Origin of the sequence: Streptomyces massasporeus (assembly GCF_014648995.1) — a bacterium.
Classification (GTDB): Bacteria; Actinomycetota; Actinomycetes; order Streptomycetales; family Streptomycetaceae; genus Streptomyces; species Streptomyces massasporeus.
In genome coordinates, this window is record NZ_BMSE01000002.1 from 867,956 (window position 1) to 893,680 (window position 25,725).

At 72.1% G+C, this 25,725-nt stretch carries 26 protein-coding genes; 11 read left to right on the plus strand and 15 right to left on the minus strand.

What is annotated here, in order from left to right; genetic code table 11:
• Positions 1-23: 23 nt before the first annotated feature.
• The gene (locus tag IE153_RS41550) at positions 24-1,565 is read right to left on the minus strand and encodes a peptidoglycan-binding protein (protein ID WP_229828920.1); all 1,542 of its coding nucleotides are present in this window, start codon (positions 1,563-1,565) and stop codon (positions 24-26) included.
• A 159-nt stretch (positions 1,566-1,724) separates the two neighbouring features.
• Between IE153_RS41550 and IE153_RS08730 the strand changes: the two genes are divergently transcribed.
• On the plus strand, positions 1,725-3,776 hold the full coding sequence (locus IE153_RS08730; protein WP_189589142.1) for an MDR family MFS transporter: 2,052 nt from the start codon (positions 1,725-1,727) through the stop codon (positions 3,774-3,776).
• Positions 3,777-3,778: 2 nt separating this feature from the next.
• Here IE153_RS08730 and IE153_RS08735 read toward each other — a convergent pair whose 3' ends face one another.
• Entirely contained in the window at positions 3,779-4,270 is a 492-nt protein-coding gene (locus IE153_RS08735; protein WP_189589143.1) for a GNAT family N-acetyltransferase, read from the minus strand.
• 170 nt (positions 4,271-4,440) lie between these two features.
• Here IE153_RS08735 and IE153_RS08740 point away from each other — a divergent pair, with 170 nt between their 5' ends.
• On the plus strand, positions 4,441-5,136 hold the full coding sequence (locus IE153_RS08740; protein ID WP_189589144.1) for a hypothetical protein: 696 nt from the start codon (positions 4,441-4,443) through the stop codon (positions 5,134-5,136).
• A 4-nt stretch (positions 5,137-5,140) separates the two neighbouring features.
• Complete coding sequence (locus IE153_RS08745; RefSeq protein ID WP_189589145.1) at positions 5,141-5,926, plus strand: hypothetical protein; 786 nt, start codon at positions 5,141-5,143, stop codon at positions 5,924-5,926.
• Positions 5,927-5,948: 22 nt separating this feature from the next.
• Here IE153_RS08745 and IE153_RS08750 read toward each other — a convergent pair whose 3' ends face one another.
• On the minus strand, positions 5,949-6,356 hold the full coding sequence (locus IE153_RS08750) for a DnaJ family domain-containing protein (RefSeq protein ID WP_097216364.1): 408 nt from the start codon (positions 6,354-6,356) through the stop codon (positions 5,949-5,951).
• A gap of 91 nt (positions 6,357-6,447) precedes the next feature.
• Here IE153_RS08750 and IE153_RS08755 point away from each other — a divergent pair, with 91 nt between their 5' ends.
• Complete coding sequence (locus IE153_RS08755; protein WP_030837054.1) at positions 6,448-6,840, plus strand: FHA domain-containing protein; 393 nt, start codon at positions 6,448-6,450, stop codon at positions 6,838-6,840.
• 77 nt (positions 6,841-6,917) lie between these two features.
• On the opposite strand, the gene IE153_RS08760 is transcribed toward IE153_RS08755, so the two are convergent.
• Together IE153_RS08760 and proP are read right to left on the minus strand one after the other, a co-directional pair.
• On the minus strand, positions 6,918-7,589 hold the full coding sequence (locus IE153_RS08760) for an O-methyltransferase (RefSeq protein WP_189589146.1): 672 nt from the start codon (positions 7,587-7,589) through the stop codon (positions 6,918-6,920).
• A gap of 89 nt (positions 7,590-7,678) precedes the next feature.
• Positions 7,679-9,064 (minus strand): glycine betaine/L-proline transporter ProP, encoded by a 1,386-nt coding sequence (proP, locus tag IE153_RS08765; protein WP_189589147.1) that lies wholly within the window; start codon positions 9,062-9,064, stop codon positions 7,679-7,681.
• A gap of 388 nt (positions 9,065-9,452) precedes the next feature.
• On the opposite strand from proP, the gene IE153_RS08770 reads away from it, so the two are divergent.
• The gene (locus IE153_RS08770; protein ID WP_189589148.1) at positions 9,453-11,495 is read left to right on the plus strand and encodes a bifunctional glycosyltransferase 87/phosphatase PAP2 family protein; all 2,043 of its coding nucleotides are present in this window, start codon (positions 9,453-9,455) and stop codon (positions 11,493-11,495) included.
• 119 nt (positions 11,496-11,614) lie between these two features.
• Positions 11,615-12,040, plus strand: coding sequence for a peptidoglycan-binding domain-containing protein (locus tag IE153_RS08775; protein ID WP_189589149.1), 426 nt, complete (start codon positions 11,615-11,617; stop codon positions 12,038-12,040).
• Here the strand turns inward: IE153_RS08775 and IE153_RS08780 are convergent.
• Positions 12,037-12,336 carry an ATP-binding protein gene (locus IE153_RS08780; protein WP_438817904.1) on the minus strand — a complete coding sequence of 100 codons (300 nt, stop codon included), beginning with the start codon at positions 12,334-12,336 and terminating at the stop codon, positions 12,037-12,039. The two genes, IE153_RS08775 and IE153_RS08780, sit on opposite strands and share 4 nt — an antisense overlap.
• Positions 12,337-12,533: 197 nt before the next feature.
• Between IE153_RS08780 and IE153_RS08785 the strand changes: the two genes are divergently transcribed.
• Both IE153_RS08785 and IE153_RS08790 read left to right on the plus strand, forming a co-directional pair.
• Positions 12,534-13,382, plus strand: a complete 849-nt coding sequence (locus IE153_RS08785; RefSeq protein ID WP_189589150.1) for a helix-turn-helix domain-containing protein — start codon at positions 12,534-12,536, stop codon at positions 13,380-13,382.
• The gene (locus tag IE153_RS08790) at positions 13,342-13,620 is read left to right on the plus strand and encodes a DUF397 domain-containing protein (RefSeq protein ID WP_189589151.1); all 279 of its coding nucleotides are present in this window, start codon (positions 13,342-13,344) and stop codon (positions 13,618-13,620) included. The genes IE153_RS08785 and IE153_RS08790 overlap by 41 nt, the downstream gene beginning before the upstream one ends.
• On the opposite strand, the gene IE153_RS08795 is transcribed toward IE153_RS08790, so the two are convergent.
• Entirely contained in the window at positions 13,604-14,773 is a 1,170-nt protein-coding gene (locus tag IE153_RS08795) for a steroid 3-ketoacyl-CoA thiolase (protein WP_189589152.1), read from the minus strand. The two genes, IE153_RS08790 and IE153_RS08795, sit on opposite strands and share 17 nt — an antisense overlap.
• Positions 14,774-14,991: 218 nt before the next feature.
• On the opposite strand from IE153_RS08795, the gene IE153_RS08800 reads away from it, so the two are divergent.
• The gene (locus tag IE153_RS08800) at positions 14,992-16,227 is read left to right on the plus strand and encodes a cytochrome P450 (RefSeq protein WP_189589153.1); all 1,236 of its coding nucleotides are present in this window, start codon (positions 14,992-14,994) and stop codon (positions 16,225-16,227) included.
• A gap of 101 nt (positions 16,228-16,328) precedes the next feature.
• Here the strand turns inward: IE153_RS08800 and IE153_RS08805 are convergent, their stop codons facing one another.
• From IE153_RS08805 to IE153_RS08830, 6 genes are all read right to left on the minus strand, one after another.
• Positions 16,329-16,760, minus strand: coding sequence for an aggregation-promoting factor C-terminal-like domain-containing protein (locus IE153_RS08805; protein WP_189589154.1), 432 nt, complete (start codon positions 16,758-16,760; stop codon positions 16,329-16,331).
• Positions 16,761-16,931: 171 nt separating this feature from the next.
• Positions 16,932-17,780, minus strand: a complete 849-nt coding sequence (locus IE153_RS08810) for an ECF transporter S component (RefSeq protein WP_189589155.1) — start codon at positions 17,778-17,780, stop codon at positions 16,932-16,934.
• Positions 17,777-19,441 (minus strand): ABC transporter ATP-binding protein, encoded by a 1,665-nt coding sequence (locus IE153_RS08815; protein WP_189589156.1) that lies wholly within the window; start codon positions 19,439-19,441, stop codon positions 17,777-17,779. The genes IE153_RS08810 and IE153_RS08815 overlap by 4 nt, the downstream gene beginning before the upstream one ends.
• Positions 19,438-20,622 (minus strand): energy-coupling factor transporter transmembrane component T, encoded by a 1,185-nt coding sequence (locus IE153_RS08820; RefSeq protein WP_189589157.1) that lies wholly within the window; start codon positions 20,620-20,622, stop codon positions 19,438-19,440. The genes IE153_RS08815 and IE153_RS08820 overlap by 4 nt, the downstream gene beginning before the upstream one ends.
• On the minus strand, positions 20,615-21,259 hold the full coding sequence (locus IE153_RS08825; RefSeq protein WP_189589158.1) for an SCO2322 family protein: 645 nt from the start codon (positions 21,257-21,259) through the stop codon (positions 20,615-20,617). The genes IE153_RS08820 and IE153_RS08825 overlap by 8 nt, the downstream gene beginning before the upstream one ends.
• Positions 21,256-22,464 (minus strand): SCO2321 family membrane protein, encoded by a 1,209-nt coding sequence (locus IE153_RS08830; RefSeq protein ID WP_189589159.1) that lies wholly within the window; start codon positions 22,462-22,464, stop codon positions 21,256-21,258. The genes IE153_RS08825 and IE153_RS08830 overlap by 4 nt, the downstream gene beginning before the upstream one ends.
• A gap of 311 nt (positions 22,465-22,775) precedes the next feature.
• On the opposite strand from IE153_RS08830, the gene IE153_RS08835 reads away from it, so the two are divergent.
• Positions 22,776-23,282: a hypothetical protein gene (locus IE153_RS08835; protein WP_189589160.1), complete on the plus strand. Its 507-nt coding sequence runs from the start codon at positions 22,776-22,778 to the stop codon at positions 23,280-23,282.
• 121 nt (positions 23,283-23,403) lie between these two features.
• Positions 23,404-24,219 carry an SAM-dependent methyltransferase gene (locus IE153_RS08840; protein WP_189589161.1) on the plus strand — a complete coding sequence of 272 codons (816 nt, stop codon included), beginning with the start codon at positions 23,404-23,406 and terminating at the stop codon, positions 24,217-24,219.
• 3 nt (positions 24,220-24,222) lie between these two features.
• On the opposite strand, the gene IE153_RS08845 is transcribed toward IE153_RS08840, so the two are convergent.
• Positions 24,223-25,128: a Sco1979 family transcriptional regulator gene (locus tag IE153_RS08845; RefSeq protein WP_189589162.1), complete on the minus strand. Its 906-nt coding sequence runs from the start codon at positions 25,126-25,128 to the stop codon at positions 24,223-24,225.
• Positions 25,129-25,194: 66 nt separating this feature from the next.
• Positions 25,195-25,650 carry a nuclear transport factor 2 family protein gene (locus tag IE153_RS08850; protein ID WP_189589163.1) on the minus strand — a complete coding sequence of 152 codons (456 nt, stop codon included), beginning with the start codon at positions 25,648-25,650 and terminating at the stop codon, positions 25,195-25,197.
• Between the last annotated feature and the right edge of the window lie 75 nt (positions 25,651-25,725).

Consider the following 25,725-nt stretch of genomic DNA (forward strand, 5'->3'; position numbering starts at 1 on the left):
TCACGGTAGAGCGGCCGAGCCGGTCAAGGCTCGCGAGTTTCCGACTCCAGCTTCTCCCGGGTCGCCCGGTCGTAGACGCCGAGTTCGTCGCTCTGGACGCCGCGTGACCACTGGTAGGTGCGGACCGCGTCCGCCAGGCGGTCGTCGAAGGAGCCGTCGGCGTCGTCGTCGTAGAGGTACAACTGGCGCAGGCGGAGCTGGAGTTCGGTGACCTCCGGGCCGCGGTCGCCGAGCCGCAGGACAGTGGGGCCGGCCTTCTGGCGGCCGTTGTCCGGGGGTGCCTGCTCGGGGCCGGTCGCCGAGCCGGACGGCTGCGGAGCCGACGGTGAGGGCGACTGCGACGGGCTCGCCGAGGCACTCGGCGCGGACGACGACGGCGAGGCGGACGGGCTCCCGCTGCGGGACGGCGACGGCGGCGGTGCGGCCGGTGCCGGGGGAGCGGCCGAGGCGCTGCCCCGCGGGGGCGTGGACGCCGCGCTGCTCGACGGGGCGTCCGGCACGCTCGCGCGGATGTCGTCCGGCAGGGCGGTGTCGCGGGACGGACTCTCGTAGGAGAACAGCCCGCTCGCGTACCCGGCCGCCGCGACGACGGCCACGCAGGCACCGGCCGCGGCGACGAGGAGGTTCCGGCGCCGTCGCCCGGGCCTCCGCGCGCCGGACCCGCCCGCTTCCGCGGCGCCGCGATCCGCCCCCGCCGTGCCGTCGAACATGCGCAGATCGGTGACGCTCGGCTCGGTCGCGGCGGGAGCCAGGGGCGTCGGAAGCGCCGAGCCGGCGGAGGCCGCCGGCAGTACGGCGGTCGCGTCCGGGTCGACGGGGCGCAGGGGCACGGTGGCCTCGGCGGGAGAGGGCGTCCGGGCGGCACGGGGGGCCTCGGAGTGCGGGAGGCTCCCGGCGCTGGCCGACGCGGCGGCCGGGCCCGGTGTGGCTCCGGCCGGAGACTGCGAAAGCGTTCCGCCGGTGTCCGTCGCGGCCCGGCCCGGTGTGCCTTCGGCTGCGGGCCCGGGGTCTTGGGGCCGGGGTGCCTCTGCAGAACCGTTTCCCGGCGGCCGGAATCCGGCCCCGTACGGGGGTGTGGCGCCCTTGCCCGTTGCGGTTGGACCCTGCGTGCCCTCGGGCGTCTGCCCGGGGCCCTGGGCCCGCGTTGCCTCTACGGAACCGTTTCCCGGCGGCCGGGGGGCGTCTCCGTACGGAAGGGCGGCGGTGTCGTCCGCTGCGGCTCGGCCTCGTGCGCCCTCGGCCCTCGCACCGGGACCCTGGGCGGGTGATGCTTCCGCCGCGCCGGTTCCGGGCCGCAGGGCGGTGTCGTCCATGGCGTGCGGGGTGGGCTCGACGGAGTCGTTCGCGGGTGCCGTACCCCCGTCCGGACCGCCGGAGGCCCCGGCGTCGATCTCCACGTACGGGCGGATCCGCAGCGGGTCGAAGTCCTCCGCTGCCGCCGCCTCGGCCGTGCGGGCGTCGCGGAGGGCCTCGGCGGCACGGTGCGTGCAGGCGCAGGCGGGGGTGTTGTCCCGCTGTCTGGGTGCGCCGCACTCCGGGCACGGGTGGCCGTTGGGCGGTTCCACGCGTTCCTCCCTCCCCTCGCGAACTCCAGAGATTATCCAGATCTTCTCCACAGTGCGGTCGAGGAGCCCCCGGAAGCACAGCTTCCAAAAGGGCCCGGCGGGCCATAACCGGTCACAGCGGTCACGATGGAAAATGTCACAGGAGACTCGGGAGGTCGTATGGCCGGGGACGCGAACGCCACCACGCTGACGCCCCCGGGCGCGGCCCCTCAGGAGCAGGTGCCCGGGAACGTCCTGGTCTCCATCGGCGCCCTGCTCCTCGGCATGCTGCTGGCCGCCCTCGACCAGACCATCGTGTCGACCGCGCTGCCCACGATCGTCAGCGATCTCGGCGGCCTGGACCACCTGTCCTGGGTGGTCACCGCCTATCTGCTGGCCGCGACCGCCGCCACCCCTCTGTGGGGCAAGCTCGGCGACCAGTACGGGCGCAAGAGGCTGTTCCAGACGGCGATCGTGATCTTCCTGATCGGGTCCGCGCTGTGCGGCGCCGCGCAGGACATGGCTCAGCTGATCGCCTTCCGGGCCCTTCAGGGACTCGGCGGCGGCGGGCTGATCGTGCTGTCGATGGCGATCGTCGGAGATCTGGTGCCGCCTCGTGAACGCGGCCGCTACCAGGGCCTGTTCGGGGCCGTGTTCGGCGCCACCAGCGTGCTCGGGCCGCTGCTCGGCGGGCTGTTCACCCAGCACCTGAGCTGGCGCTGGGTGTTCTACGTCAACCTGCCCGTCGGCGTCGTCGCGCTCGCCGTGATCGCCGCCGTCCTGCACATCCCGCGCACGGCGCAACGGCACGTGATCGACTACCTCGGCACCTTCCTCATCGCCGCCGTCGCCACCTGCCTGGTACTGGTCGCCTCGCTCGGCGGGACGACCTGGGCGTGGGGGTCCTGGCAGATCGTCGGCCTCGCGGTCCTGGGCGTGCTCCTCGCCGTCGCCTTCGTGGCGGTGGAGCGGCGGGCCGCCGAACCCGTCCTGCCGCTCAAGCTGTTCCGCGTACGCACCTTCACGCTCGCCGCCCTGATCAGTTTCGTCGTCGGGTTCGCCATGTTCGGCGCCATGACGTATCTGCCGACCTTCCTCCAGGTCGTGCAGGGCATCAGCCCGACCATGTCCGGTGTGCACATGCTGCCGATGGTGCTGGGCCTGCTGCTGGCCTCGACGGCCTCCGGGCAGATCGTCAGCCGCACCGGCCGCTGGAAGGTGTTCCCGATCGCCGGCACCGGCATCACCACGCTCGGGCTGCTCCTGCTCCACCAGCTCGACGAGCACAGCTCCACCGCCGAGCTGAGCGGCTTCTTCTTCGTCTTCGGGCTCGGACTCGGCCTGGTGATGCAGGTCCTGGTGCTCATCGTGCAGAACGCCGTCCCCTACGAGGACCTGGGCGTGGCCACCTCCGGCGCGACCTTCTTCCGCTCCATCGGCGCCTCGTTCGGCGTCGCCGTCTTCGGCACCGTCTTCGCGGGCCGGCTCGGCGACCAGCTCACGGACGCCTTCCGGGGCGTCCGGCTCCCGCCCGGCATCTCCGTGGACACCCTGGAGGCCGACCCGCGCGGCATCGCCGCCCTGCCGTCCGGCCTGCGCCCGCCCGCCCTGCACGCCTACGCCGTCTCCATCACGGACGTCTTCCTGTACGCCGCCCCCGTCGCGCTCCTCGGCTTCGTCCTGGCCTGGTTCCTGAAGGAGGACCGGCTGCGCGGCTCGGTCACCGCGCCCGACGTCACCGAGACCCTCGCCAGCAACCCCGTCGAGCGGACTTCGTACGACGAGGTGTGCCGGGCGCTGTCGGTGCTCGGCACCCGCGCGGGGCGGCGCGAGATCTACCGGAAGATCACCACCCGGGCGGGCTACGACCTGCTCCCCGCCACGAGTTGGCTGCTGCTGCGGATGCGGCGCAACGGCTCCGTGGAGCCGGGCGTGCTCGCCGACACGATGCCCATACCGCTGACCGTGGTCATGGAGGCCGCCCGCCAGGCCGAGGAGCGCCGCCTCGCCGTGCGCCGGGGCATCGACATGGTCCTGACCCACCAGGGGCGTGGGGTCGCCGACCGGCTGGCCGAGGCCCGTGAGGAGTCCCTCGCCGAGCTGCTCGGCGACTGGTGGGGACCGGACCGGCCGACCGACCTGGAGCGGCTCGTGCGGGAGCTGACCGGCGAACTGTGCGGATCGCGGCGCGAGCGGCCGTACAGCGTGGGCTCCACGCAGGAGAGGGCCTGACGTCAGGCCAGCTCCTTGCTGAACCAGTGCTCCGCGTACCGGTCGTCGTTGTGGGGTGCGGTCTCCGTGTAGCCGAGGCGGGCGTAGAGGCCGCGGGCCTCGACGAGGTCGCCGCGGGTGTCGAGGATCATCCGGGCGGCGCCGAGCGCGCGTGCGGCGTCCTCGGCGGCCCGGACCAGGAGCGGGGCGCCGCCCCGGCCGCGCATCGGCTCGTGCAGGAACACCCGCTTGAGCTCGGCGGTGGTGCCGTCCAGCAGCCGTACGCCTGCGGTGCCGGCCGGCTCACCGCCGTACCGGGCGACCAGCAGCCTGCCACGCGGGGGCGCGAGGTCGGTGCCCGGCTGGGCGGCGATCTCCCGCTCCAGCTCGGCCGGTTCGGTCCGGCGCCCCTCGTGCAGCAGGTACCAGCGGTCGCTGACCTCGGTGTAGTACGCCCGCCACAGCGCGGCGGCCACGGGGGAGTCGTACGGCTCCGGAGCCACGGTCCAGGTCATGGACCGCATTCTCCTCAGGCACCCCACCGGACACGCAAGCGAATAGTCCCGGCCACCCGTTCGCGCCCCGGTTGCGCCCGGGAGCCGTTTGGAGACGGGCTTTGGGGACACCCGACGGGCGAACCGGCTCGCGAGGAGAGCCGGTTGGGCCGAGAACCCGGAAGGCATTCATGTCCACTGGCCTGATCATTGCTCTGATCGTGATAGCGGCGGTCGTCATCATCGCGGCCGTCATGACCCTGCGCGCCCGCGGGCCTCGGCGTGGCCCGAGCCTGAAGCGGCGCTTCGGACCCGAGTACGACCGGGCCGTGGCCCGGCACGACGGCGACGCCAAAGCGGCCGAGCGCGAGCTGACCGAGCGCGTCCAGCGCCACGGCGACCTGCGCGAGCGGTCGCTGGAGCCGGCGCAGCGCGAGCAGTACGAGGCGCGCTGGACGGCCGCGCAGGAGCGGTTCGTCGACTCGCCGCGCGAAGCCGTCGCCGAGGCGGACCGGCTGCTCGCCGAGGTCGCCGGTGTCCGGGGCTTCCCGGACGGCGGGCAGTACGAGGAACAGCTGGCCGCGCTGTCCGTGCACCACGCCCACCACGTGGACGGCTACCGGCGCGTGCACCGCGCGGCGCATCTGCGCGCGGAGGACGCCCGCGACGGCGGCCAGGGCACGGAAGACATGCGCGAGGCCTTTGTGGCGGCCCGCGCCCTGTTCGAGGAGCTGGTGAAGCCGGTCCGCCACGACGGCGGCGGTCACACCGGCGGACGGCACGACGGCGGCCGCGAGCGCGCCGAACTGAACGGGGGCCGCAAGGCTCCGGCCCGCGGCGGTCACATGCCGTGGGCGATGAACCGACGTCAGGCGAAGGAGAGTTGAGGCAATGACCGACATGACCCGACCGCCGGGCGACCACACGCCGGACGCCCGCGGCGAGAGCGTCCTGGGCACCGGCCACCGCACGACCGCGCCGGGCACGGACCACGACACGGCCCGGGACCTGGACGCGGACCGCGGCGCCACGCGCGGCATCGAGACCGACCGCGGCGCCCCGCACGGCACCGACGCGGACCGCGCCGCGGCGCACGGCACCGACGTACCCGCTGCCGACCGGCACGGTACGGACCTTCCGGGCACCGACCGGCACGGCACGGACCTGCCCGGCACCGACCGGCACGGTACGGACCTTCCGGGCACCGACCGGCACGGTTCCGACGTGCCCGGCAACGACCGGCACGGCACGGACCTGCCCGGCACCGACCGGCACGGCACGGACCTGCCCGGCACCGGTCGGCACGACACGGACCGGCTCGGTGGCGAAGTGCACCGCGGCGACCACGGCACCGGCCCCGACAAGGTCGGCTCCGCCAAGAACCGGGCGCACCTCCTCGGCCACGACGACTCCGACAAGTTCGGCTCGCAGTTGCAGCACGCCGTCGCCGGGTTCGTCGACGGGCCCCGGGCCGCCGTCGAGGAGGCCGACCACGTGCTGGAGGAGATCGCGGCTCGCTTCACCGAGGCCGTGACACAGCGCCGTCGCACCCTGCGCCACTCCTGGCAGTCCGTCGAGGGCGGCGAGGGCAGGTCGGTCTCGTCGGCCGACACCGAGCAGCTCCGGCTGGCCCTGAAGGACTACCGCGAGCTGGCCGAACGGCTGCTGCACGTGTGATCCGGGGGGCATCCCCCGGTCGTCAGTGCTCCGCCCGGCGCTCCCGCCACTGCCGTACGACGTCCTCGACGTCGTACGGCTTCTTTCCCAGCGGGGGGCCGGGCGGCGGCTTGAACATCATCTCGCGGACCTTGTCGTTGATCTCGCCGATGATCTTCCGGACGATCCGCTCCGAGGGGGCCGCGAGCGCGGCCTCCAGCGCGTCCTCCGCCTCCTTGCGCAGTGCCAGCGTGGGCGGGAGGACGGAGAAGCCCTCGCGGGCCATCTTCCGCTTGACCCACCACAGTTCGTCGTAGGTGCTCTCGATGTCGCGGGGGAGGGGTTCGCCCGCGCCCGGCAGCCGTTCGAACTCCCCGCGCGTCTCCGCGTCACGGATCTGCTTGTCGACCCAGGACTCGAAGTCGACGCCTGGTGGCTTTCGCTCGGTCATGAGGCCATTGTGCCGGACACCGTGCGGCCAGGCGTTCTATCATTCGGCGGGCTTGCAGTCCCACCCAGGACGTCTCGGACAAGGAGCGCACGTGCTCGAACTCACCATGGCCACCGTCGCGGAGGCGGAGGCGGGAGCCACGGCCGGCATGCTCATGGCCGACGCGCCGAGCGAGCCGGGCGCGGTGCTGCGGGTGGGCCGTGACAAGTCCGTGTGCCGGCTGAGCACGCCGGACGACTGGCTGTTCGTCTCCCGCGTGCACCTGGAGTTCCTGTGCGGGCCGGAGGGCACCTGGCAGCTCACCTGGCTGCGCGGCTCCCAGCCCGACCCGTCCTCCGAAGTGCGGCTGACCATGGGGGAGTACGTCCAGCCCCTCGCCTACGGCGGTACCGTCCCGCTGCCCAGGGGCGGCAGCGGCGAGATCATCATCCAGGACCGCACCGCCCCGCGCAGCGTCAACGTGGGCTTCTACCACGAGGTGTGACGGCGGGGCCGCATGCAGTGTCACGCCGGGCATCACGCCGCGTGAGGCAGGGCCTCAGATCGTCTGACGGCGGAGCCTCACGCCAGCACGCGCGCCAGGGCGAACCCGTCGTAGCCCTTCATGCCCACCGTCTGGATCGCGGTGCCGCTCAGCCTCGGGTGGGCGGCGATCAGCTCGATCGCGGTGCGGGTGCCCGTGACGTCCGGGGCGGTGCTGTCCGCGTCGACGACCCGGCCGCCCCGTACGACGTTGTCGAGCACGATCAGGCTGCCTGTGCTGGTGAGCCGGATCGCCCACTCCACGTAGTGCGGATTGTTGGCCTTGTCGGCGTCGATGAAGACCAGGTCGAACGGGGGCGGGTTCTCGTCGGCCAGCTTGGGCAGCGACTCCAGGGCCGGACCCACCCGCACCTCGACCAGCTTGTCCAGGCCGGCGCGGGCGAGGTTGCGGACGGCGACCTCGGCGTGCCGCGGGTCGTACTCCAGGGAGACCAGCCGCCCGTCGGCGGGCAGGGCGCGGCCCAGCCAGATGGTGCTGTAGCCGCCGAGCGTGCCGATCTCCAGGATGTGGCGGGCGCCCTGGATCTGGGCGAGGAGCTGGAGGAGCTTGCCCTGATTTCCCGCGACGTTGATGTGCGGAAGCCCGGCGGCGTCGCTTTCTCGCAGGGCGGCCGCCAGGGCTTCGTCGTCCGGTGCGAGGTGGGCGGTGAAGTAGGCGTCGACCTCGTCCCAGACGTGCGACTCGCTCATGCACCTCTACCTTTCGTCAGCATAGTTAGCATCCCTAACTACTGGCGCTGACGAAGATAGTTGGTGCGCGGGTCGCTGTCAGCGGGATTTCACTCGGCGTGTCGACCCGCCACCGAGGGCGCCGAGCCGGGCAGCGGGCGCCCCGCCGACTCCGTCATCCGCCACACGGCGAAACCGCCGATCACGGCCGCCGCCATCATGTAGTACGCGGGCATCATCATGTTCCCGGTCGCGCCGATCAGGGCCGTGACCACCAGCGGGGTCGTGCCGCCGAACAGGGACACCGAGACGTTGAAGCCGATCGACAGCGAGCCGTAGCGGACCTTCGTCGGGAACAGCGCCGGCAGCGCGGAGGGCATCGACGCCGTGAAGCAGACCAGCAGCATGCCGAGGGCGCCCATGCCGAGCGCGACCGCGAGCAGGCTGCCCTCGCGGATCAGCAGCAGGGCCGGGACGGACAGCAGCAGGAAGCCCGCGCAGCCGGTGGCGATCACGGGGCGGCGGCCGACGCGGTCGGTCAGCGCCCCGGCGAACGGCTGGACGATCATCATCACGGCCATCACGCCGAGGACGACCAGCAGGCCGTGCGTCTCGTCGTAGTGGAGCTGGCCGGTCAGGTAGCTCGGCATGTACGACAGCAGCATGTAGTCGGTGACGTTGAAGACCAGCACCAGGCCGACGCAGAGCAGCAGCGCGCGCCACTGGCCGGTGACCATCTCGCGCAGCGGCGTCTTCGGGCGGTTGTTCTCGGCCTTCTCGGCCTCGGCCGCGAACGCCGGGGTCTCCTCCAGGCGCAGCCGCAGGTAGAGGCCGATGATGCCCATCGGGCCCGCGATCAGGAACGGGATGCGCCAGCCCCAGGAGGTCAGGTCGTCGGCGGAGAGCAGGGCGGTCATGATCGTGACCAGGCCCGCGCCGCCGATGTAGCCGGCCAGCGTGCCGAACTCAAGCCAGCTGCCGAGGAAGCCGCGCCGCTTGTCGGGGGCGTACTCGGCGATGAACGTGGAGGCGCCCGCGTACTCGCCGCCGGTGGAGAAGCCCTGCACGAGCCGCGCCACGAGGAGCAGGATCGGCGCGCCGACACCGATCGTCGCGTACGACGGGATCAGACCGATCGCGAAGGTGCCCGCCGCCATCATGATCATGGTGAGGGCGAGGACCTTCTGGCGGCCGACGCGGTCGCCGAGCGGGCCGAAGACCATGCCGCCGAGGGGGCGGACCAGGAAGGCCGCGGCGAAGGCGCCGAACGTGGAGAGCAGCTGGGCGGTGGGGTTGCCCGAGGGGAAGAAGACCTTGCCCAGCGTGACCGCGATGTAGCTGTAGACGCCGAAGTCGAACCACTCCATCGCGTTGCCCAGCGCGGCCGCCTTCACGGCGCGCTTGACGAGCGCGGGGTCGGTGACGGTGGGGTCGGGGGTCTTCGCCTTGCGGGACTTCACGAGGGACGCGGGGGCGACGACTGAGGCAGTCGACAAGACTCGCTCGCCTACCTTTCGACGGGGACAGGGACGCGGTCCCGCGCGGCGGCGCTGTCGTACGGGCCGAAAAAGCGACGATAGGCGAATTTGATCCGCTTACGGGCGGTACGGCGTTGGCTGCATACTGCACGTAAATCGGCGCTGTGCTGGTGCTTCTGCCCCGCAGGAGGCGGTTCACAACCGATCTTCATGTGACCCTTATCGCTTCCTCGCTGCTTCCTCGTCGCTTCCGCGCCGCCTCCGCGAGAGGCCGTCACGCCGCCTGCGCACGGTCGATGCCGCCCGCGCCTCCTTCCCCGAAGCTGCACGATCCCCATAGGGTTCGCAGGAGGAATATCCACATTCGGGACATATGAGATGGACTGGTGCGGGAGGCCGACGAGGCGTGGCGAATGGGGATCACGGCGGCGGACGGCCGGCGGAAGGCTTCGGGGCGACGGCCGCCGGCGGGGCCCGCACACGTCTGCGCGTCGCCCGCGTGGGCCTGTGGCTGATCGCCGCCCTCCTCGCCGCCCGGCAGGTGGCCGTCGTGCTCGCCACCCCGCGCGGTGAGCGGCTGACGGACCTGGAGACCTGGGTCGGGCCGAACGGCGTCCTGCACGTGAACGGCTCGCTGTACGACTCGACCCGCTTCACGGGCACGCCCTTCGGCGGGCTCGTCCTCAAGCCCCTCACCCGTTCGGCCGAACAGGCCCTCGGCTGGGGCTGGACCTTCGGCACGCTGCTGCTCGTCGTCGCCCTCGGCCTGATCGCCGCCCGCGCCCTGCCCCAGCCGGTCAGCCGCCGTACGGCACTGCTGGCCGCGCCCGTCGCCGTCAGCCTGCTGATGCTGTCCCTGCCCGTACGCAGCACCCTCTCGCTCGGCCAGACCAGCATCATCCCGGTCCTGCTCGTCCTGCTCGGCTGCTTCACCGCCCGCGGCCAGCGCACCAGCGGCCTGCTCATCGGCCTCGCGGCGGCGCTCCAGCCGACGCTGCTGCTGTTCACGCCCCTGCTGTGGTGCACCGGCCGCAGGCGCGCCGCGCTCGCCACCGGCGTCACCTTCGCCGTCGGCACCGGGCTCGCCTGGGCGGCGATGCCGCACGACTCCCACCGCTACTGGGTCCACCACATGGCGGGCGTCGGCCTCGGCGGCCCGGCCGACGACCTCGCCAACCAGTCCCTGCACGGCGCCCTGCTCCGGCTCGGCCTGAACGGCCCCCTGGAGATCGCGCTCTTCCTGACGCTCGGCGCCGCCGTCGCCGTCCTGGCCCTGCGCCGGGCCGTGGCCTGCTTCCGCGACGGGCGGATGCTGCTCGCCGTCGCGATCACCGGCTGCGCCGCGATCGTCGTCTCACCCACCGCCTGGCAGCACCAGCTGCTGTGGGTGCTGCTCGCGGTCGTCGGTATCACCGGCACCCGCGCCGGCGACCGCTACGTGTGGCCGGTCGCCGTCGTCCTGGTCATGACGCTGCCCGCGGGCATGCTGCTGCCGGACATGGACACCCTCCGCCCGCTGCGGGACAACGTCGTGCTGCTGGCCGCGCTCGCCGCCGCCACCGCCGTGCCGTTCCTGCCCCGCGGCTCGCCCTTCTACCGGTCGCCGAAACCGGCCGCGTACGCACCCACCGCCGCGACCCGCTTCCGCCACGTACCGCTGGTGCCGTTCCTGCGCCGGGCCCTCACCAGGCCGAACGTCCTCCTGGAACTGCTCCTCCTCCGCGTCACCTACGCCGCCTACTCCCAGGTCCGCCTCGCCGCGGGCGGCGGCAGCAACTCCGCCGGGCGCGCGGAGGCGGAGGAGCACGGATGGCAGGTCTACGACCTCGAGCGCGTCCTGCATCTCGACATCGAGCGCTGGGTCAACCACACCGTCGTCGGGATCGGATGGCTGCGGGACGTCCTCGACCAGTACTACACGTCGTTCCACTTCGTGGTCCCGCTGGCCGTGCTCGCGGTCCTCTACTGGCGCCGCCCCGGCGACTACCGCTGGGCCCGCTCCGCGCTGGGCTTCGCCACGCTGCTCGCCCTGGTCGGCTTCTGGCTCTACCCCCTGGCCCCACCCCGTCTGATGCCGACGCTCGGCTTCATCGACACCGTGCACGGCGTCCAGGACTTCTCCCAGCCGGACTACGGCACGCTCACGGCCCTCACCAACCAGTACGCGGCCATGCCGTCCCTGCACTTCGGCTGGTCCCTGTGGTGCGGCGTCGTGATCGCGGTCCTGGCCTCACGGTGGTGGGTGAAGGCGCTGGGCGTGCTGCATCCGCTGCTCACCCTCGCCTCGATCGTGGCGACGGCGAACCACTGGGTGCTGGACGCGGCCGGGGGAGCGGTGGTGATCGCTGCGGGCTTCGGCCTCACGTACGTCCTCCAGGGGGCGCGGGCGCGGGCGGTGGCGGCGGCCGACCGCGAACACACACCCACCCGGAAACCCGTACACGGCTGACAGGACCCCGAGGCCCACGCCGCCTGGCTCCACCCCCCTGGCGCGGCCATCCCCGAGATGCAACCCGGGTGAGGGCCGCGCACGATGAGAAAGGGGCACCCTCTGTGGAGGTGATCGGGATGCGACGTGTGCTCACCGCCGTAGCGGCGCTGGCCGTGCCAATCTCCCTTGTGGGAGCACCGGCTGTAGCGGCATCACCTGGAACCTCTGCGACCGCCGTGGTGAAACCCGCCCAGGCCGCAGACAAGTTGAACCGCCCAACAGCCCTGGTGGCCCAGGGGCCCGACGACATATGTGATTTCACCATCAACCGACCGAACCTCCGTCTGGGGTCGTCCGGGGCGGTGGTCCAGCAGGCCCAGTGCTACCTGAACCAGGCGATCGACGCCGGTCTGGACGTGGACGGGGACTTCGGTCGACTGACGCAATCCGCGACGAGGGCCTTCCAGCAGTGTGCCGGCATCGTCGTGGACGGTCGTATCGGAGCCCAGACCTGGTCGTTCCTTTCCTTCTGGGCCAACGCGCCGGACGCTCCCTTCTGTTAGTGGGCGGACTCGCCTCCGCACTCGAACCACACGGTCTTCCCGCCCCCGGACCACAGCGACACGCCCCACTTGTCGGCCATCGCGTCCAGCAGGAGCAGACCCCGGCCGTTCACGGCTTCCGTGTCCAACGTGTCTGGCAGGCGCGGCAGTTCATCGCTGGCGTCCGTGACCTCCACCCGTACGCCGGTGCGCTGCCGCAGCAACAGCAGCGCGCAGCGGCGGTCCGGGACGTGCCGTACGACGTTGGCGAGCAGCTCGGTCACGCCCAGTTCGACGGCGTCCGACAGCTCGGGCATGTCCCACTCGCCGAGGAACGAGCGGACGATGCGGCGGATGTGCCGGGGGCGTGCGAGCCGACGGTGAGGCGCATCGCGTACTGGGCGGGAATGTATTCGTTCACGGGACGAGGCTGACGTGCGCTGACTACCCTCGGCTACGGAACGGATACAACCGGTTCCGTTGTGGACCGAGTTGCGTGAGAGGGGCTTTCGCCGTGACCCACATCAACGCCCTTGACCCGGGTGCGTCGCCGCTCGACTACTACGGCTTCGAGCTGCGGCGGCACAGGGAGGCCGCCGGGCTGACGCAGCGCCAGTTGGGGGACATCCTCAACTACACCGGCTCCTTGGTGGGCCAGATCGAGACGGCTCGGAAGCTTCCGACGCCGGAGTTCAGCGAACGGGCGGATGCGGCGCTGGGGACGGACGGTATGTTCTCCCGGCTCGTCGAGTTGGTGCTGCGGAGTCGGCTTCCGGCGTGGTTTCAACGGGTTGCGGAGTTGGAGGCGCGGGCGACGGAGATCAGTACGTTCCAGATGGGCATGTTGCACGGCTTGCTCCAGGCTGGCACGTACGCGCGAGACACGCTCGGCGCGCTGGACCGGACCGACCTCGACGACCGGACTGCTGTTCGTCTGGCTCGTCAGCGCATCTTCGAGAAGGAGGAGCCGCCGGTCTTCTGGATGGTGCTGAGTGAGGCCGCGTTGTACCAGGAGATCGGCGGTCCCGAGACCATGCGCGGTCAACTGGAGCACCTGTTGGCCTTCGACAGCAACCCTCGAATCAATGTCCAGGTCTTGCCGTTTTCGGCCGGAGCGCATGCGGGGCTTACAGGCTCATTCACCCTCTTCCACTTCGCGAGCGACCCGGCCATCGTCTACACCGAGGGCTATGGCAGCGGGCACCCCACCGCGAATCCGGACACCGTTAAGGACTGCTCGCTCCGTTACGATCATCTACAGGCCGCCGCGCTCTCCCTCAGGGACTCGGCGAAGTTGATCCGGCGAGTGATGGAGGAACGCTATGGCGAGCATCGCGATTCCGGCGGAGACTCAGTGGCGTAAGTCCAGCTACAGCAGCGATCAAGGCGGCGAATGCGTCGAATGCGCGGCGATCGGCATGCTGGCCTGGCGCAAGTCCGCGCACAGCGGTGACCAGGGCGGCGATTGCGTTGAGATCGCCGAAACCCCGCACACCACCGTCGCAATACGCGACTCCAAGACCCCGGCGGGACCGATCATCACCCTCGATCCCGCCGCCTTCACCACCTTCGTCAACTGGACGTCTACAACCGCTGAATGATCGTGCCGGTGGCCAAGCCGCCCCCCGCGCACATGGTGATCAGCGCGAACTCCTTGTCCGCGCGCTCCAGTTCATGCAGGGCCGTCGTGATGAGCCGGGCCCCGGTCGCTCCCACCGGGTGCCCGAGCGCGATCGCGCCGCCGTTGACGTTCACCTTCGACAGGTCCTGGTCGAAGACCCGCGCCCAGCTCAGCACCACCGACGCGAACGCCTCGTTGATCTCCACGAGGTCGATGTCCCGCAACGACATCCCGGCCTTGCCCAGCACCGCCTTGGTCGCGTCGATCGGGCCGTCGAGGTGGAAGTGGGGGTCGGAACCCACGAGGGCCTGGGCCACGATCCGGGCGCGAGGGCGGAGCTTCAGCGCCCGGGTCATCCGTTTCGACGCCCACATCACCGCCGCCGCCCCGTCGGAGATCTGCGACGAGTTCCCGGCCGTGTGCACCGCCGTCGGCATGATCGGCTTCAGTGCGGCCAGCGCCTCCGCCGTCGTGTCGCGCAGGCCCTCGTCCTTGTCGACCAGGCGCCACATGCCCTGCCCGGCGTGCTGCTCCTCCTCGGTCGTGGGGACCTGGACCGCGAACGTCTCTCGTTTGAAGCGCTCCTCCGCCCAGGCGTGGGCGGCCCGTTCCTGCGAGGCGAGGCCCAGCGCGTCGACGTCCTCGCGGGTCAGGCCCCGGTGGCGGGCGATGCGCTCGGCCGCCTCGAACTGGTTGGGCAGGTCCACGTTCCACTCGTCGGGGAACGGCTTGCCCGGCCCGTGCTTCGAGCCCGACCCCAGCGGCACCCGCGACATCGACTCCACCCCGCAGGAGATGCCGACGTCGATCACCCCGGCCGCGACCATGTTGGCCACCATGTGCGAGGCCTGCTGGGAGGACCCGCACTGCGCGTCGACGGTCGTCGCGGCGGTCTCGTAGGGGAGCCCCATGGTCAGCCAGGCGGTGCGCGCGGGGTTCATGGACTGCTCGCCGGCGTGGGTGACCGTACCGCCGACGATCTGCTCGACGCAGTCGGCGGGGATGCCGGTGCGGCCGAGGAGTTCGCGGTAGGTCTCGCCGAGGAGGTAGGCGGGGTGCAGATTGGCGAGCGCGCCGCCGCGCTTGCCGATGGGGGTGCGTACGGCTTCGACGATCACGGGTTCGGCAGCCATGGGTGCGGGTCCTCTCCGGGAGGCTCAGCGGAACTAGTACGCGTTCTAGTTCTGTGAGTAGTGTGCTGAGGCCCGCTCGGTGACCGCAATAGTCATGCGGGCAATTGGCGGGCCCGTGCCTCTTGCTACTTGTAGAACCCGTTACTACCGTCACCGCAACTCCGCACAGCTGATGGGCCGTCAGACCTCAGAGTCGGTACGAGTGGTGGGAGCCGCCCATGCCCTGTCCCGCGCTGCCCGACGGGTTCGACTTCACCGACCCCGACCTGCTGCATCAACGCGTGCCCCTGCCGGAGTTCGCGGAGCTGCGCCGGGCCGAACCGGTCTGCTGGGTGGCGCAGCCGACCGGTCTCGCCGGCTTCCAGGACGACGGCTACTGGGCGGTCACCCGGCACGCCGACGTCAAGTACGTCTCCACGCACCCGGAGCTGTTCTCGTCGTCCCTCAACACGGCGATCATCCGCTTCAACGAGCACATCGAACGCGACGCCATCGACGCGCAGCGGCTGATCCTGCTGAACATGGACCCGCCGGAGCACACCCGGGTCCGGCAGATCGTGCAGCGCGGGTTCACGCCCCGGTCGATCCGGGCGCTGGAGGACCGGCTGCGGGCCCGGGCCCACGCCATCGTCGCCTCCGCCCGCGCGCACACCGGGCCGTTCGACTTCGTCACCCAGGTCGCCTGCGAACTGCCCCTCCAGGCGATCGCCGAGCTGATGGGCGTCCCGCAGGAGGACCGGGACAAGATCTTCGACTGGTCCAACAAGATGATCGCGTACGACGATCCCGAGTACGCCATCACCGAGGAGGTCGGCGCGGAGTCGGCCACGGAGATCATCGCCTACGCGATGAACATGGCCGCCGACCGCAAGCAGTGTCCGGCCCACGACATCGTCACGCAGCTCGTCGCGGCGGAGGACGAGGGCAACCTCAGCTCCGACGAGTTCGGCTTCTTCGTGCTGATGCTGGCCGTCGCGGGCAACGAGACCACCCGCAACGCCATCACCCACGGCATGCACGCCTTCCTCACCCACCCGGAACAGTGGGAGCTGTACAAGAGCGACCGCCCGGAGACGGCGGCGGAGGAGATCGTGCGCTGGGCCACCCCGGTCGCCGCCTTCCAGCGCACGGCCACCCAGGACACCGAACTGAGCGGCAAGCGCATCCGCGAGGGTGACCGGCTGGGGCTGTTCTACGCCTCCGCCAACCACGACCCCGAGGTCTTCGACGACCCGGACAGCTTCGACGTCACCCGCGACCCCAACCCGCACCTCGGGTTCGGCGGCGGCGGTCCGCACTACTGCCTGGGCAAGTCCCTCGCCGTGCTGGAGATCAACCTCATCTTCAACGCGATCGCCGACGCCATGCCCGGGCTGAGGCTGGTCGGGGATCCGCGCCGGCTGCGGTCCGCCTGGATCAACGGGGTGAAGGAGCTTCCGGTGAGCACGGGCTGAAGCCCTCCCGGCGGGAACCGGGCATGGCGAAGGCGACGGCCCCGGGGATCAGGGGGCCGCCGCCTTCGGTCTGTGGGGTGGAGCCTGCGTCCGCGGCCGGCTCAGTAGGAGCCGTTGGCCTGCCAGAAGTCCCAGGCGCCACAGGCGCTGCCGTAGCGGTCCTTCATGTAGTCCAGGCCCCACTCGATCTGCGTGGCCGCGTTGGTCTTCCAGTCGGAGCCCGCCGAGGCCATCTTGTCGCCCGGCAGGGCCTGGACCAGGCCGTAGGCGCCGCTGGAGCTGTTCTTCGCGTTGACGTTCCAGTCGCTCTCGTGCTCGACGATCTTGGAGAAGCACTCGTACTGCGCGTCGTCGCCGATCATCTTCTTCGCGACCGCCTGCGCCGAGGAGGTCTGCGCCGAGGGGGCCTGCGCCGGGGCGGCCTGCGCGGGTCCGGCGGCGATCACGGTGCCGCAGGCGGCCGCGGCCAGGGCGGCGCCGGCGAGGGCCTTCTGCGGGGTGGCGACACGGCGGAGGACGGAAGCGGCGGGCACGGGCGACCTTTCGTAGGGGGCAGCAGCCGTCCACGGAAACAGCCACACCGGATGCGCGCAATGACCCCTTTTACTAGGTATGGCCGCATGTGCGGGGTGGGCCGACGGCGATGACCGGGGGCTTGTCCCTACGGCCCCGCTTCGTACGTGACCCGGGTCATGTGGGCAGCCTCACTTCTCGGCGGCGTCGAACGTGACCGGCGTCTCGAAGGCCGCCCGGCGCGTGGCCCGGCGCAGCGCCCTGAGCACCGCCGGACCGAGGGTGAGCGTCAGGACGACCGTGACGACGGCCCGGCCCAGGTCCCAGCCCAGCGACGTGGCCAGGCAGTACGCGACGAAACGGGCCAGGTTCGCGGCGACCGGCGCCTGCGGGTCGAAGGCCACGTTCGAGGCGAGGGCGCTCATGAAGGGCCAGCCCGCCATGTTCATCACCGTGCCGTAGGCGAACGCGGCGAGGAAGCCGTAGCCGGCGAGCATCACGAGCTCGGCCCGGCCGCGCAGCCGGTCCGGGCCGGGCAGCAGTCCCGCGCCCATCGCGAACCAGCCCATAGCCAGCATCTGGAACGGCAGCCACGGCCCGACCCCGCCCGTGAGCAGCGCGGACGCGAACATCGTCACCGAGCCGAGGACGAACCCGAAGCCCGGGCCGAGCACCCGGCCGCTCAGCACCATCAGGAAGAACATCGGCTCGATACCGGCGGTACCGGCGCCGATCGGCCGCAGGGCCGCTCCCGTGGCGGCCAGCACGCCGAGCATCGCGACCGCCTTCGGGCCGAGACCGGACTCCGAGATCGCCGCGGCCACGACCGCCACGAGCAGCACCAGCACGCCCGCGAAGAGCCAGGGCGCGTCCTGCGCGTGCGCGCCGATCCGCGAGGTGGGCGGGGCGAGGAAGGGCCAGCCGAAGCCGGCCACGCCCACCGCGCTGACCAGGGCCAGCGCGGCGACGGAGCGGGGGCCGAGCCGGACGGCCCGGGCCTGCCGCTGCGCGGGCGGGCGGGTGGTCGTCTGGAGACTCATCGGCCGGTCTCCTCCTGTGCCGCGCGGACCTGGGCGACCGTGAGCCAGTGCTGGGGCGCCAGGATCTTGGTGACCTGCGGGGCGAAGGACGGCGAGGAGACGACGACGTCGGCCGTCGGGCCGTCCGCGATCACCTCACCCTCGGCCAGCAGCACCACCCGGTGGGCGAGCTCGGCCGCGAGCTCCACGTCGTGCGTGGCCAGGACGATGGCGTGGCCCTCGGCGGCCAGCGCCCGCAGCACCGTGACCAGGCGGGCCTTCGCCGCGTAGTCCAGGCCCCGGGTCGGCTCGTCCAGCAGGAGCAGCGGGGGCCGGGCGGTCAGTACGACGGCCAGGGCGAGCGCGAGCCGCTGCCCTTCCGAGAGGTCGCGGGGGTGGGTGTCGTCGGTGACGCCGGGCAGCAGCTCGGTGACCAGGGCACGGCAGGTGCCGGGGTCGGTGCCGGCGTCCTGGTCGGCCGCCGCGCACTCGGCGGCGACGGTGTCGGCGTAGAGCAGGTCGCGGGGTTCCTGGGGGACGAGGCCGACCTTGCGGACGAGGTCCTTCGGGGCGGTGCGGTGGGGGGTGGCTTCGCCGACTCGGACGGTTCCGGAGCTGGGCTTGACCAGACCTACGAGGGAGTTGAGCAGGGTGGATTTTCCGGCGCCGTTGCGACCCATGAGGGCGATCGTCTCGCCCGGGGTGATGGTGAGGGTGATGTCGTGCAGGGCTTGGATGCGGGCGCGGGTGACCGAGAGGGCTCGTGCTTCGCCTGAGGGGGTGGGGGGTGCCGAGTGGTGGCGGGTGCGGGTTGTCCGTGGCTGATCGCGCAGTTCCCCGCGCCCCTGAAGGGCGCTGCCCTCGCTTGCCTCAAGTCGTTGGCGTAGATCGCCCGCCCTGCGGCGGGCGTCGCGGACCGTCAAGGGCAACGGGGACCAGCCCGCCAGGCGGCCCAGGGCCACCACCGGGGGGTACACCGGGGACACGGCCATCACCTCGGCCGGGTCGCCCAGGATCGGGGGCGCGCCCGGGGACGGAAGCAGGACGACCTGGTCGGCGTACTGGATGACGCGTTCCAGGCGGTGTTCGGCCATGAGGACGGTCGTGCCGAGGTCGTGGACGAGCCGCTGGAGGACCGCCAGCACCTCCTCGGCGGCCGCCGGGTCGAGCGCGGAGGTCGGCTCGTCCAGGACGAGGACGCTCGGGTGCGGGGTGAGGACCGACCCGATCGCGACGCGCTGCTGCTGGCCGCCGGAGAGCGTGGCGATCGGCCGGTCGCGCAGGCCGGCCAGACCGAGCAGGTCCAGCGTCTCCTCGACGCGGCGGCGCATCACGTCCGGGGCGAGGCCCAGCGACTCCATGCCGTAGGCCAGTTCGTCCTCGACGGTGTCGGTGACGAAATGGGACAGCGGGTCCTGGCCGACCGTGCCCACCACGTCGGCCAGCTCGCGCGGCTTGTGGGTGCGGGTGTCGCGGCCGGCCACCGTGACCCGGCCGCGCAGGGTGCCGCCGGTGAAGTGCGGGACGAGCCCGCTGACCGCGCCCAGGACCGTGGACTTGCCGACGCCGGACGGGCCGGCCAGCAGGACGAGTTCGCCTTCCGGGACCTCGAAGTCGATGCCCCGGACGGTGGGTTCGGGAGCCCCGTCGTACGTCACGGAGACATCCTCGAAGCGGATCACGACGGCTCCTTGGGATCGGGGGCGACGAACGCGGGCAGCAGGCCGAGCAGGACGGCCGCGGCCGGCCAGAGGGGGAGGGTCGGGGCGACCAGGGGGACCACACCCGGGTGCAGGGCCGCGGGGTCACGGGCCGCGGCGAGGGCGAGCAGGGCCGCGACCGCGACGCCGGAGGCGACGACCAGCCAGGCGCGCACGTCCCAGCGGTCCGGGCGGTAGCGGGTGCGCGGCGAGCGGCGTCCGCCGAGTCTGAGACCCGCGAGGGCGGCGGCGAGACCCGCGAGGAGCAGGGGGAAGCCGTAGGCCGCGCCTTCGGCGGTGAGCAGGCCGTACGTTCCCGCGCAGACGCCGAGCAGACCGCCGAGGGTGAGGGCGGCGGTGGTACGCCGTACGGCGGGCGGGACCTGGGCGGTACGGCCGTAGCCGCGGGCGTCCATCGCGGCGGCGAGGGAGACCGAGCGCTCCAGCGCGCCCTCCAGGACCGGGAGGCCCACGTGCAGCAGGCCCCTCAGGCCCTTGTCCGGGCGGCCGCGCAGACGGCGGGCGGCGCGCAGGCGCTGGACGTCGGCGATGAGGTTCGGGGCGAAGGTGAGGGCGACGACGACCGCGACACCCATCTCGTACAGGGCGCCCGGGAGGGACTTGAGGAGGCGGGAGGGGTTGGCGAGGGCGTTCGCGGCGCCGACGCAGATGAGGAGGGTGGCCAGTCGCAGACCGTCGTACAGGGCGAAGGTGAGGGCCTCCGCGGTCACCTCGCCACCGAGACGGATGCCCTGGGCCCAGGCGGGGAGGGGGAGTTCGGGGAGGGTGAGGAGGGTCTGCGTGCCCGGGATGGGGGAGCCGAGGACGATCGCGAAGAGCAGGCGGATGAGGATCACGGCGAGGGCGAGCTTGACGAAGGCGCCGTAGGAGCGGGACCAGGGGGTGTCGGGGCGGCGGGTGGCCACGACGTAGGCGGAGACCGTGATGAGGAGGGCGAGGAGCAGGGGGTTGGTGGTGCGGGTGGCCGCCGTGCCGAGGGCCAGCGCCCAGAGCCACCAGGCTCCGGGGTGCAGTTGTGCCCGACGCCGGCGCTCGGGCCGGGTCGGGTGCGCGGCCCGGCGCTGCGGGGCGCCGCCCGCGCCCGCCCGTGCTGCCGCCCCATCGGCACGACCGCCCGGGGGCCGGGCGGGACGGCTACCCACGCCGCCGTACCTGCCAGATCGCCGCCCCGCCCAGGAGCACCACCACGGCGATGCCCGCGACCAGGCCCAGGGACGGGCCGTCGTCGTCGGACGGGGTCTTCTGCTCCGCCGTGGGCTTCCGCTGCCCCGGCGTCTGCTTCTGCGAGACCTGGTCGCCGCAGCCCTTCTCCGGATAGCCCGCGATCGCGCACAGCAGGGCGTTGGTGTCGTAGCGCAGCGGCTTGGCCACCGCCGCCAGGGCCTCGGCCGTCGTCGCGTCGGGGGAGACCCGGGCGCAGGCCGTGCGGGCGGCGGGCGGGGTTTCGCCCTCGGGGGCGTCCGACGGGGTGCCGAAGTCGATGACCAGGGCCACCCGCTTGCGGCCGTCCTGCGCGGGCGTCTTCGCGCAGATCGCCGCGAAGTCGGCCTTGCCGCGCGGCCGGGACGCGTTCGCGGAGTCCTCGCTCACCGCGAAGCGGAAGCCCTGGACGTCGCCGTCCGAGGGGCGGGCCAGGGACGGGCCCTGGGTGGCGTAGACCCACTGGCCGCCGTCGCGCTCCCAGAACGACCAGTACCGGTAACCGGCGGCCTGGGCCTGGCCCGCGCCCGCGCACAGCAGGAGCGAGGCCAGGAGGAGCAGAAGGGCCCGGCGGATCACGGCTGCTGCTTCTTCTTGCGGCCGGTGAACAGGAAGCCGATGCCGATGCCCGCGACGAGGCAGACGCCGACGTACCACCAGACGCCGAAGAAGTCCGAGCCGGAGTCCTCCTTCTCGTCCGCGGCCTTGGTCTTCTCCGCCGTCTGCGGGGCCGGGCCCGTCGCGCCCAGCTGCTTCACGAGGTCCGCGCCGCCGAAGTCGCGCGGGTTCGTGCCCGTCGCGTGGGCGGCGAAGATCAGCTGGGCGTAGGCGGCCGGACCGCTCTGCGCGGCCCAGGCGGCGGAGTTCTTCTCCAGCCACCGCACGGACTTCTCCGCCTGCGCGGTGGCGCCCTGCGCGGCGAGCGCGACGACCGCGTCGGCGGTGTTGCCGTAGTCGGGCTGGGGCTCGGCACCGGCCAGCGCGGACATCAGGTGCCCGTCGTCCTTGGCCAGGGCGGCGGTGAGGTAGCCCGCGCCGTTCGCCGCCGCCTGCTCCGGCGTCCCGGCCTTCTCGCAGGTCGCGTCGGACTTCTTGCCGGGCTCGACGACCATGCCCTTGCCCAGGGAGGCGAGCACACCGGCCGCGGTGGCGTCCGCGTTGGCGGCGAGCTCGCCCTTCTTGTCCGGCTGGAACGCGAAGGCGCCGTCGCTTTCCCCGCCGCAGGGCAGGGCGAGCTTCAGCAGCGCGTCGTAGGGGGACTTGCCGTCCTTCTCCACCTGGTCCGGCTTCTCGCCCGCGGCGGCGAGCGCGCCCACGACGACCGAGGTCGAGTTGGTGTCGCTGGCACCGCCGGGCGAGTAGCCCCAGCCGCCGTCCTTGTTCTGCACGGACTTCAGCCAGCCGACGGCCTTGCCGGTGACGTCGTCGTGCCCGCCGAGCGCGGTGAGGGCCTGCACGGCTGCGGACGTGGCGTTGGTGTCCAGCATGGTCTTGGCGTCGCACGCGGCGGTGGGGTCGGGGCGGTACGCCGCGAAGGAGCCGTTCTCGCACTGCTGCCGCGCCAGCCACCGCACGGACTTCGCCGCCGGCTTCACACCCACGGTGTCCTGCGCGAGCAGCGCGAGCGACTGGCGCCAGACACCGTCGTACTTCGGGTCCGTGCCGCCGTACAGGGCGGACGGGAACGCCTGGGAGGGCGACGGGGACGGGTCGGCGGCGGCCGGGGTGGCGGCGCCGATCACGGCGACGGCGGCCAGGACCGCGGCGCTGCGGCGGACGTTCATGATCGGCGGGTGCCTCTCCCTGTGGGGGAGCCGGGCAGCACGGGGCACCCCCCCGGCGGCTCGGCTCCGTATACCTCGACGGTGCCGTGCACCGGCGGACTGCCGGGCACGTGAGCCGGTCACGAACCGTACGAAGCGATCCGGCTCACCGCCGCGGCGGACGGTTCACGGTTGCGGGTCAGCGCCGGAATTGCACCGGCTTCCCCCCGTACGGTGTGATGACGACCCGCTCACTGTACCCGCACGTAGGAAACGGGCCGAGGGGGGCGGAGTGGGGGGGCTCGGGCCCTGGCTCATGGGAAGCTCCTGAAGTGTTCGATTTCGGGATCGACAACTACCGGCCGCGTTGGCTGAACGGCCGCTTCGCGGTCGAGGCGGCGCATGGTCGGCGATTGCGTGCTCTCATCGGCCGCCCGATGACCCGCGTCCGGCTTGTCCGGGACGTCCAGGACGACGAGTGGTTCTCCGACTGCCCCGTCCTGTTCGACTTCACCGGAGAGCAGGTCGAGATCAACCACCAGAAGTTCGACGACCTCTCGATCACCTGGAACACGGTCGACCCTCACCAGCCGGTCCGATGGGCCGACTTTGATCTCCAGTGGCGTCACGACAGGCGCCCCGAGCTGCACGCTCTTCAGGACCAGGTCCTTGAGGACGTACAGCTCCTCGAGTGGACGGGCGACGACATGGCCCAGGGAGCAGTCGCCGTCAGCTTCTGCTTCCCCCGCGGCCGGCTGACCATCGCCAACGCCCTCGACGAGAACGAACTGACCCTTGGGCCACCCGGTGTGCACTACCGGCGTCACTCACTGCGCTGAAGCGCGGTGATGCCGTGACGCCGCCCGAAGTCGAACTCCTCGATGCCGCCGCCGAGTTGATCCTCTTCCGGGCGCAGACCGGCTAACGTGGGGCTCCCCGACCACACACGCAGGAGCGTCCATGACCGAGCAGGTGGAGAACGCCGAGCAGGAGCCGTTCCCCAAGATCGACACCTCGGTGCCGCACTCGGCCCGGATCTGGAACTACTGGCTGGGCGGGAAGGACAACTACGAGGTCGACCGGGTGGCCGGTGACGCGTTCCGTGAGGTCTTCCCCGGGATCGAGACCGGTGCCCGCGCCGCCCGCTACTTCCTCGCCCGCGCTGTGCGCCACCTCGCCGCCGAAGAGGGCATCCGCCAGTTCCTGGACATCGGCACCGGCCTGCCCAACGTGGACAACACCCACCAGATCGCCCAGCGGGTGGCCCCGGAGAGCCGGATCGTCTACGTCGACAACGACCCGCTGGTGCTGGCCCACGCCCGCGCCCTGCTCACCAGCACGCCGGAAGGCGTCACCAACTACGTCGACGCCGACCTGCGCGACCCCGGCGCCATCGTCCGGGAGGCCGGGAAGACGCTCGACTTCGACCAGCCCGTCGCCCTCATGCTGATGGGCATCCTGGGCCACATCGAGGACCACGACGAGGCCCGCTCGATCGTGCGCCGGCTGGTGGACGCCCTGCCCCCCGGCAGCTACCTCGTGCAGTACGACTCCACCGACACCAGCGAGGAGTACGTCCGGGCCATCCAGCACTACAACGACGGCGGCTCGATCCCGTACATCCTGCGCAGCCCCGAGCAGATCGCGCGCTACTTCGACGGCCTGGAACTGCTCGACCCGGGCGTGGCGTCCTGCTCGCGCTGGCGTCCCGACGCGGCGGCCCTGGGCCTGCCCGCGGAAGTGCACCAGTACGGCGGCGTCGCCCTCAAGCGCTGACCCTCAGGTCTCCTGAAGGACGCGGTGCAGGATGGTCGGAGTCTCGTCCGGCGACTCGGCTTCGACCACCAGCCGGTTCATGGCGTCCCAGTAGCACTCGATCTCGGCCGGCCGGTCGGGGTAGAGGGCGCCGGTGAGCTGCTCCAGATAGACCACGTCGGGCAACTGCCCGCCGGGCAGCCGCAGAATGGTGACCGGTCCGCCCTCCGCGGCGTGAGCACCGGCGGCGAACGGCAGGATCTGCACCGTCACATGCGGAAGCCGGCAGATCTCGATGAGATGCCTGAGCTGGTCCCGCATGACACGGATGCCGCCCACCGGGCGGCGCAGCGCCGCCTCGTCGATCACCGCCCACAGCCGGGTCGCCGGCTGCCGGTGCAGGATCCGCTGGCGGGCCGTCCGCAGGGCGACCCGGCGGTCGATCTCCGCCGCACCGGCGTCCGGATGCACGAGCCGCAGGGCGGCCCGGGCGTAGTCGGCGGTCTGCAACAGGCCGGGGACGCGCTGTACCCGGAAGCAGCGGATGAGGCTCGCCGCCTGCTCGGCCCCGAGATAGGTCTGCGTCCAGGCCGGCACGACATCGCTGTACGACCGCCACCAGGCAGGGGTGTTGGCCTGCTCGGCGAGCGCCAGCAGGGTGGCGCGCTCGGCCTCGTCCGTGAGGCCGTAGAGGGTGAGCAGATCGGCGACGTCACGCAGTTTGAAGCCGTGGCGGCCGGCTTCCATCCGGCTGATCTTGGAGGAGGAGGCGCGGATGACGTGCCCCGCGTCCGCCCGGCCGATGCCCCGTTCCTCCCGCAGCGCGCGCAGCCGGGCACCGAGGGCCAGGCGCGGCACCATGGGCCCGGCGCACCCGCCGTCCAGGGCCCCGCTGCCGGTCGTCGTGCGTGCGGCCTCTTCGGTGCCCATGGGCATCTCTCCCGGTGCGAGCGTTGCTTCCGACCATCCTAGGGGCGCTTCGCAGCGTCAAGAGCCCTATGACGCGGGCACGTTCACTCGCGGTGTTGGACCTCCGAAGGGCAGGTGAAGGGTCCGCGAGGCGAGCAGCCAGGCCCCGCCGGCCCGGTGGAACGTGTCCTCGTAGTGCCCGATCTGGACCGGCGGCCCGGCCGGGACGACGCCGCCCTCGTAGCCGTCGACGCGGTAGGTCGTGAAGCAGGAGATCGCCTCGGCCGTGTCCGGCGAGGTCACCGTGACCAGGACGTTGGACATCATGCGGCGGGAGAGCCGGTCGGCCGGACGGGAGCCGAAGTACGTGCGCAACGCGTCGCGGCCCTCGACCAGCCGCCCGTCGTGCGGCCACCGCCAGACGCCGTCCTCCGTGAACAACTCGGCGACGGAGGAGGGCTCGCCGAGGTCGAGCCGGTGGACGAAGTCGAGGATCAGGCGCTCGCAGGCGCGTTCGGTGAGCAGACGTTCCATGGGGTCCATGGGAGTTTCGTAGCAGCCCGGCGGGCCGCCCGGCGACGCGGTTTCACCTCACGTCGCACCTTGCCTGCGCCGCGT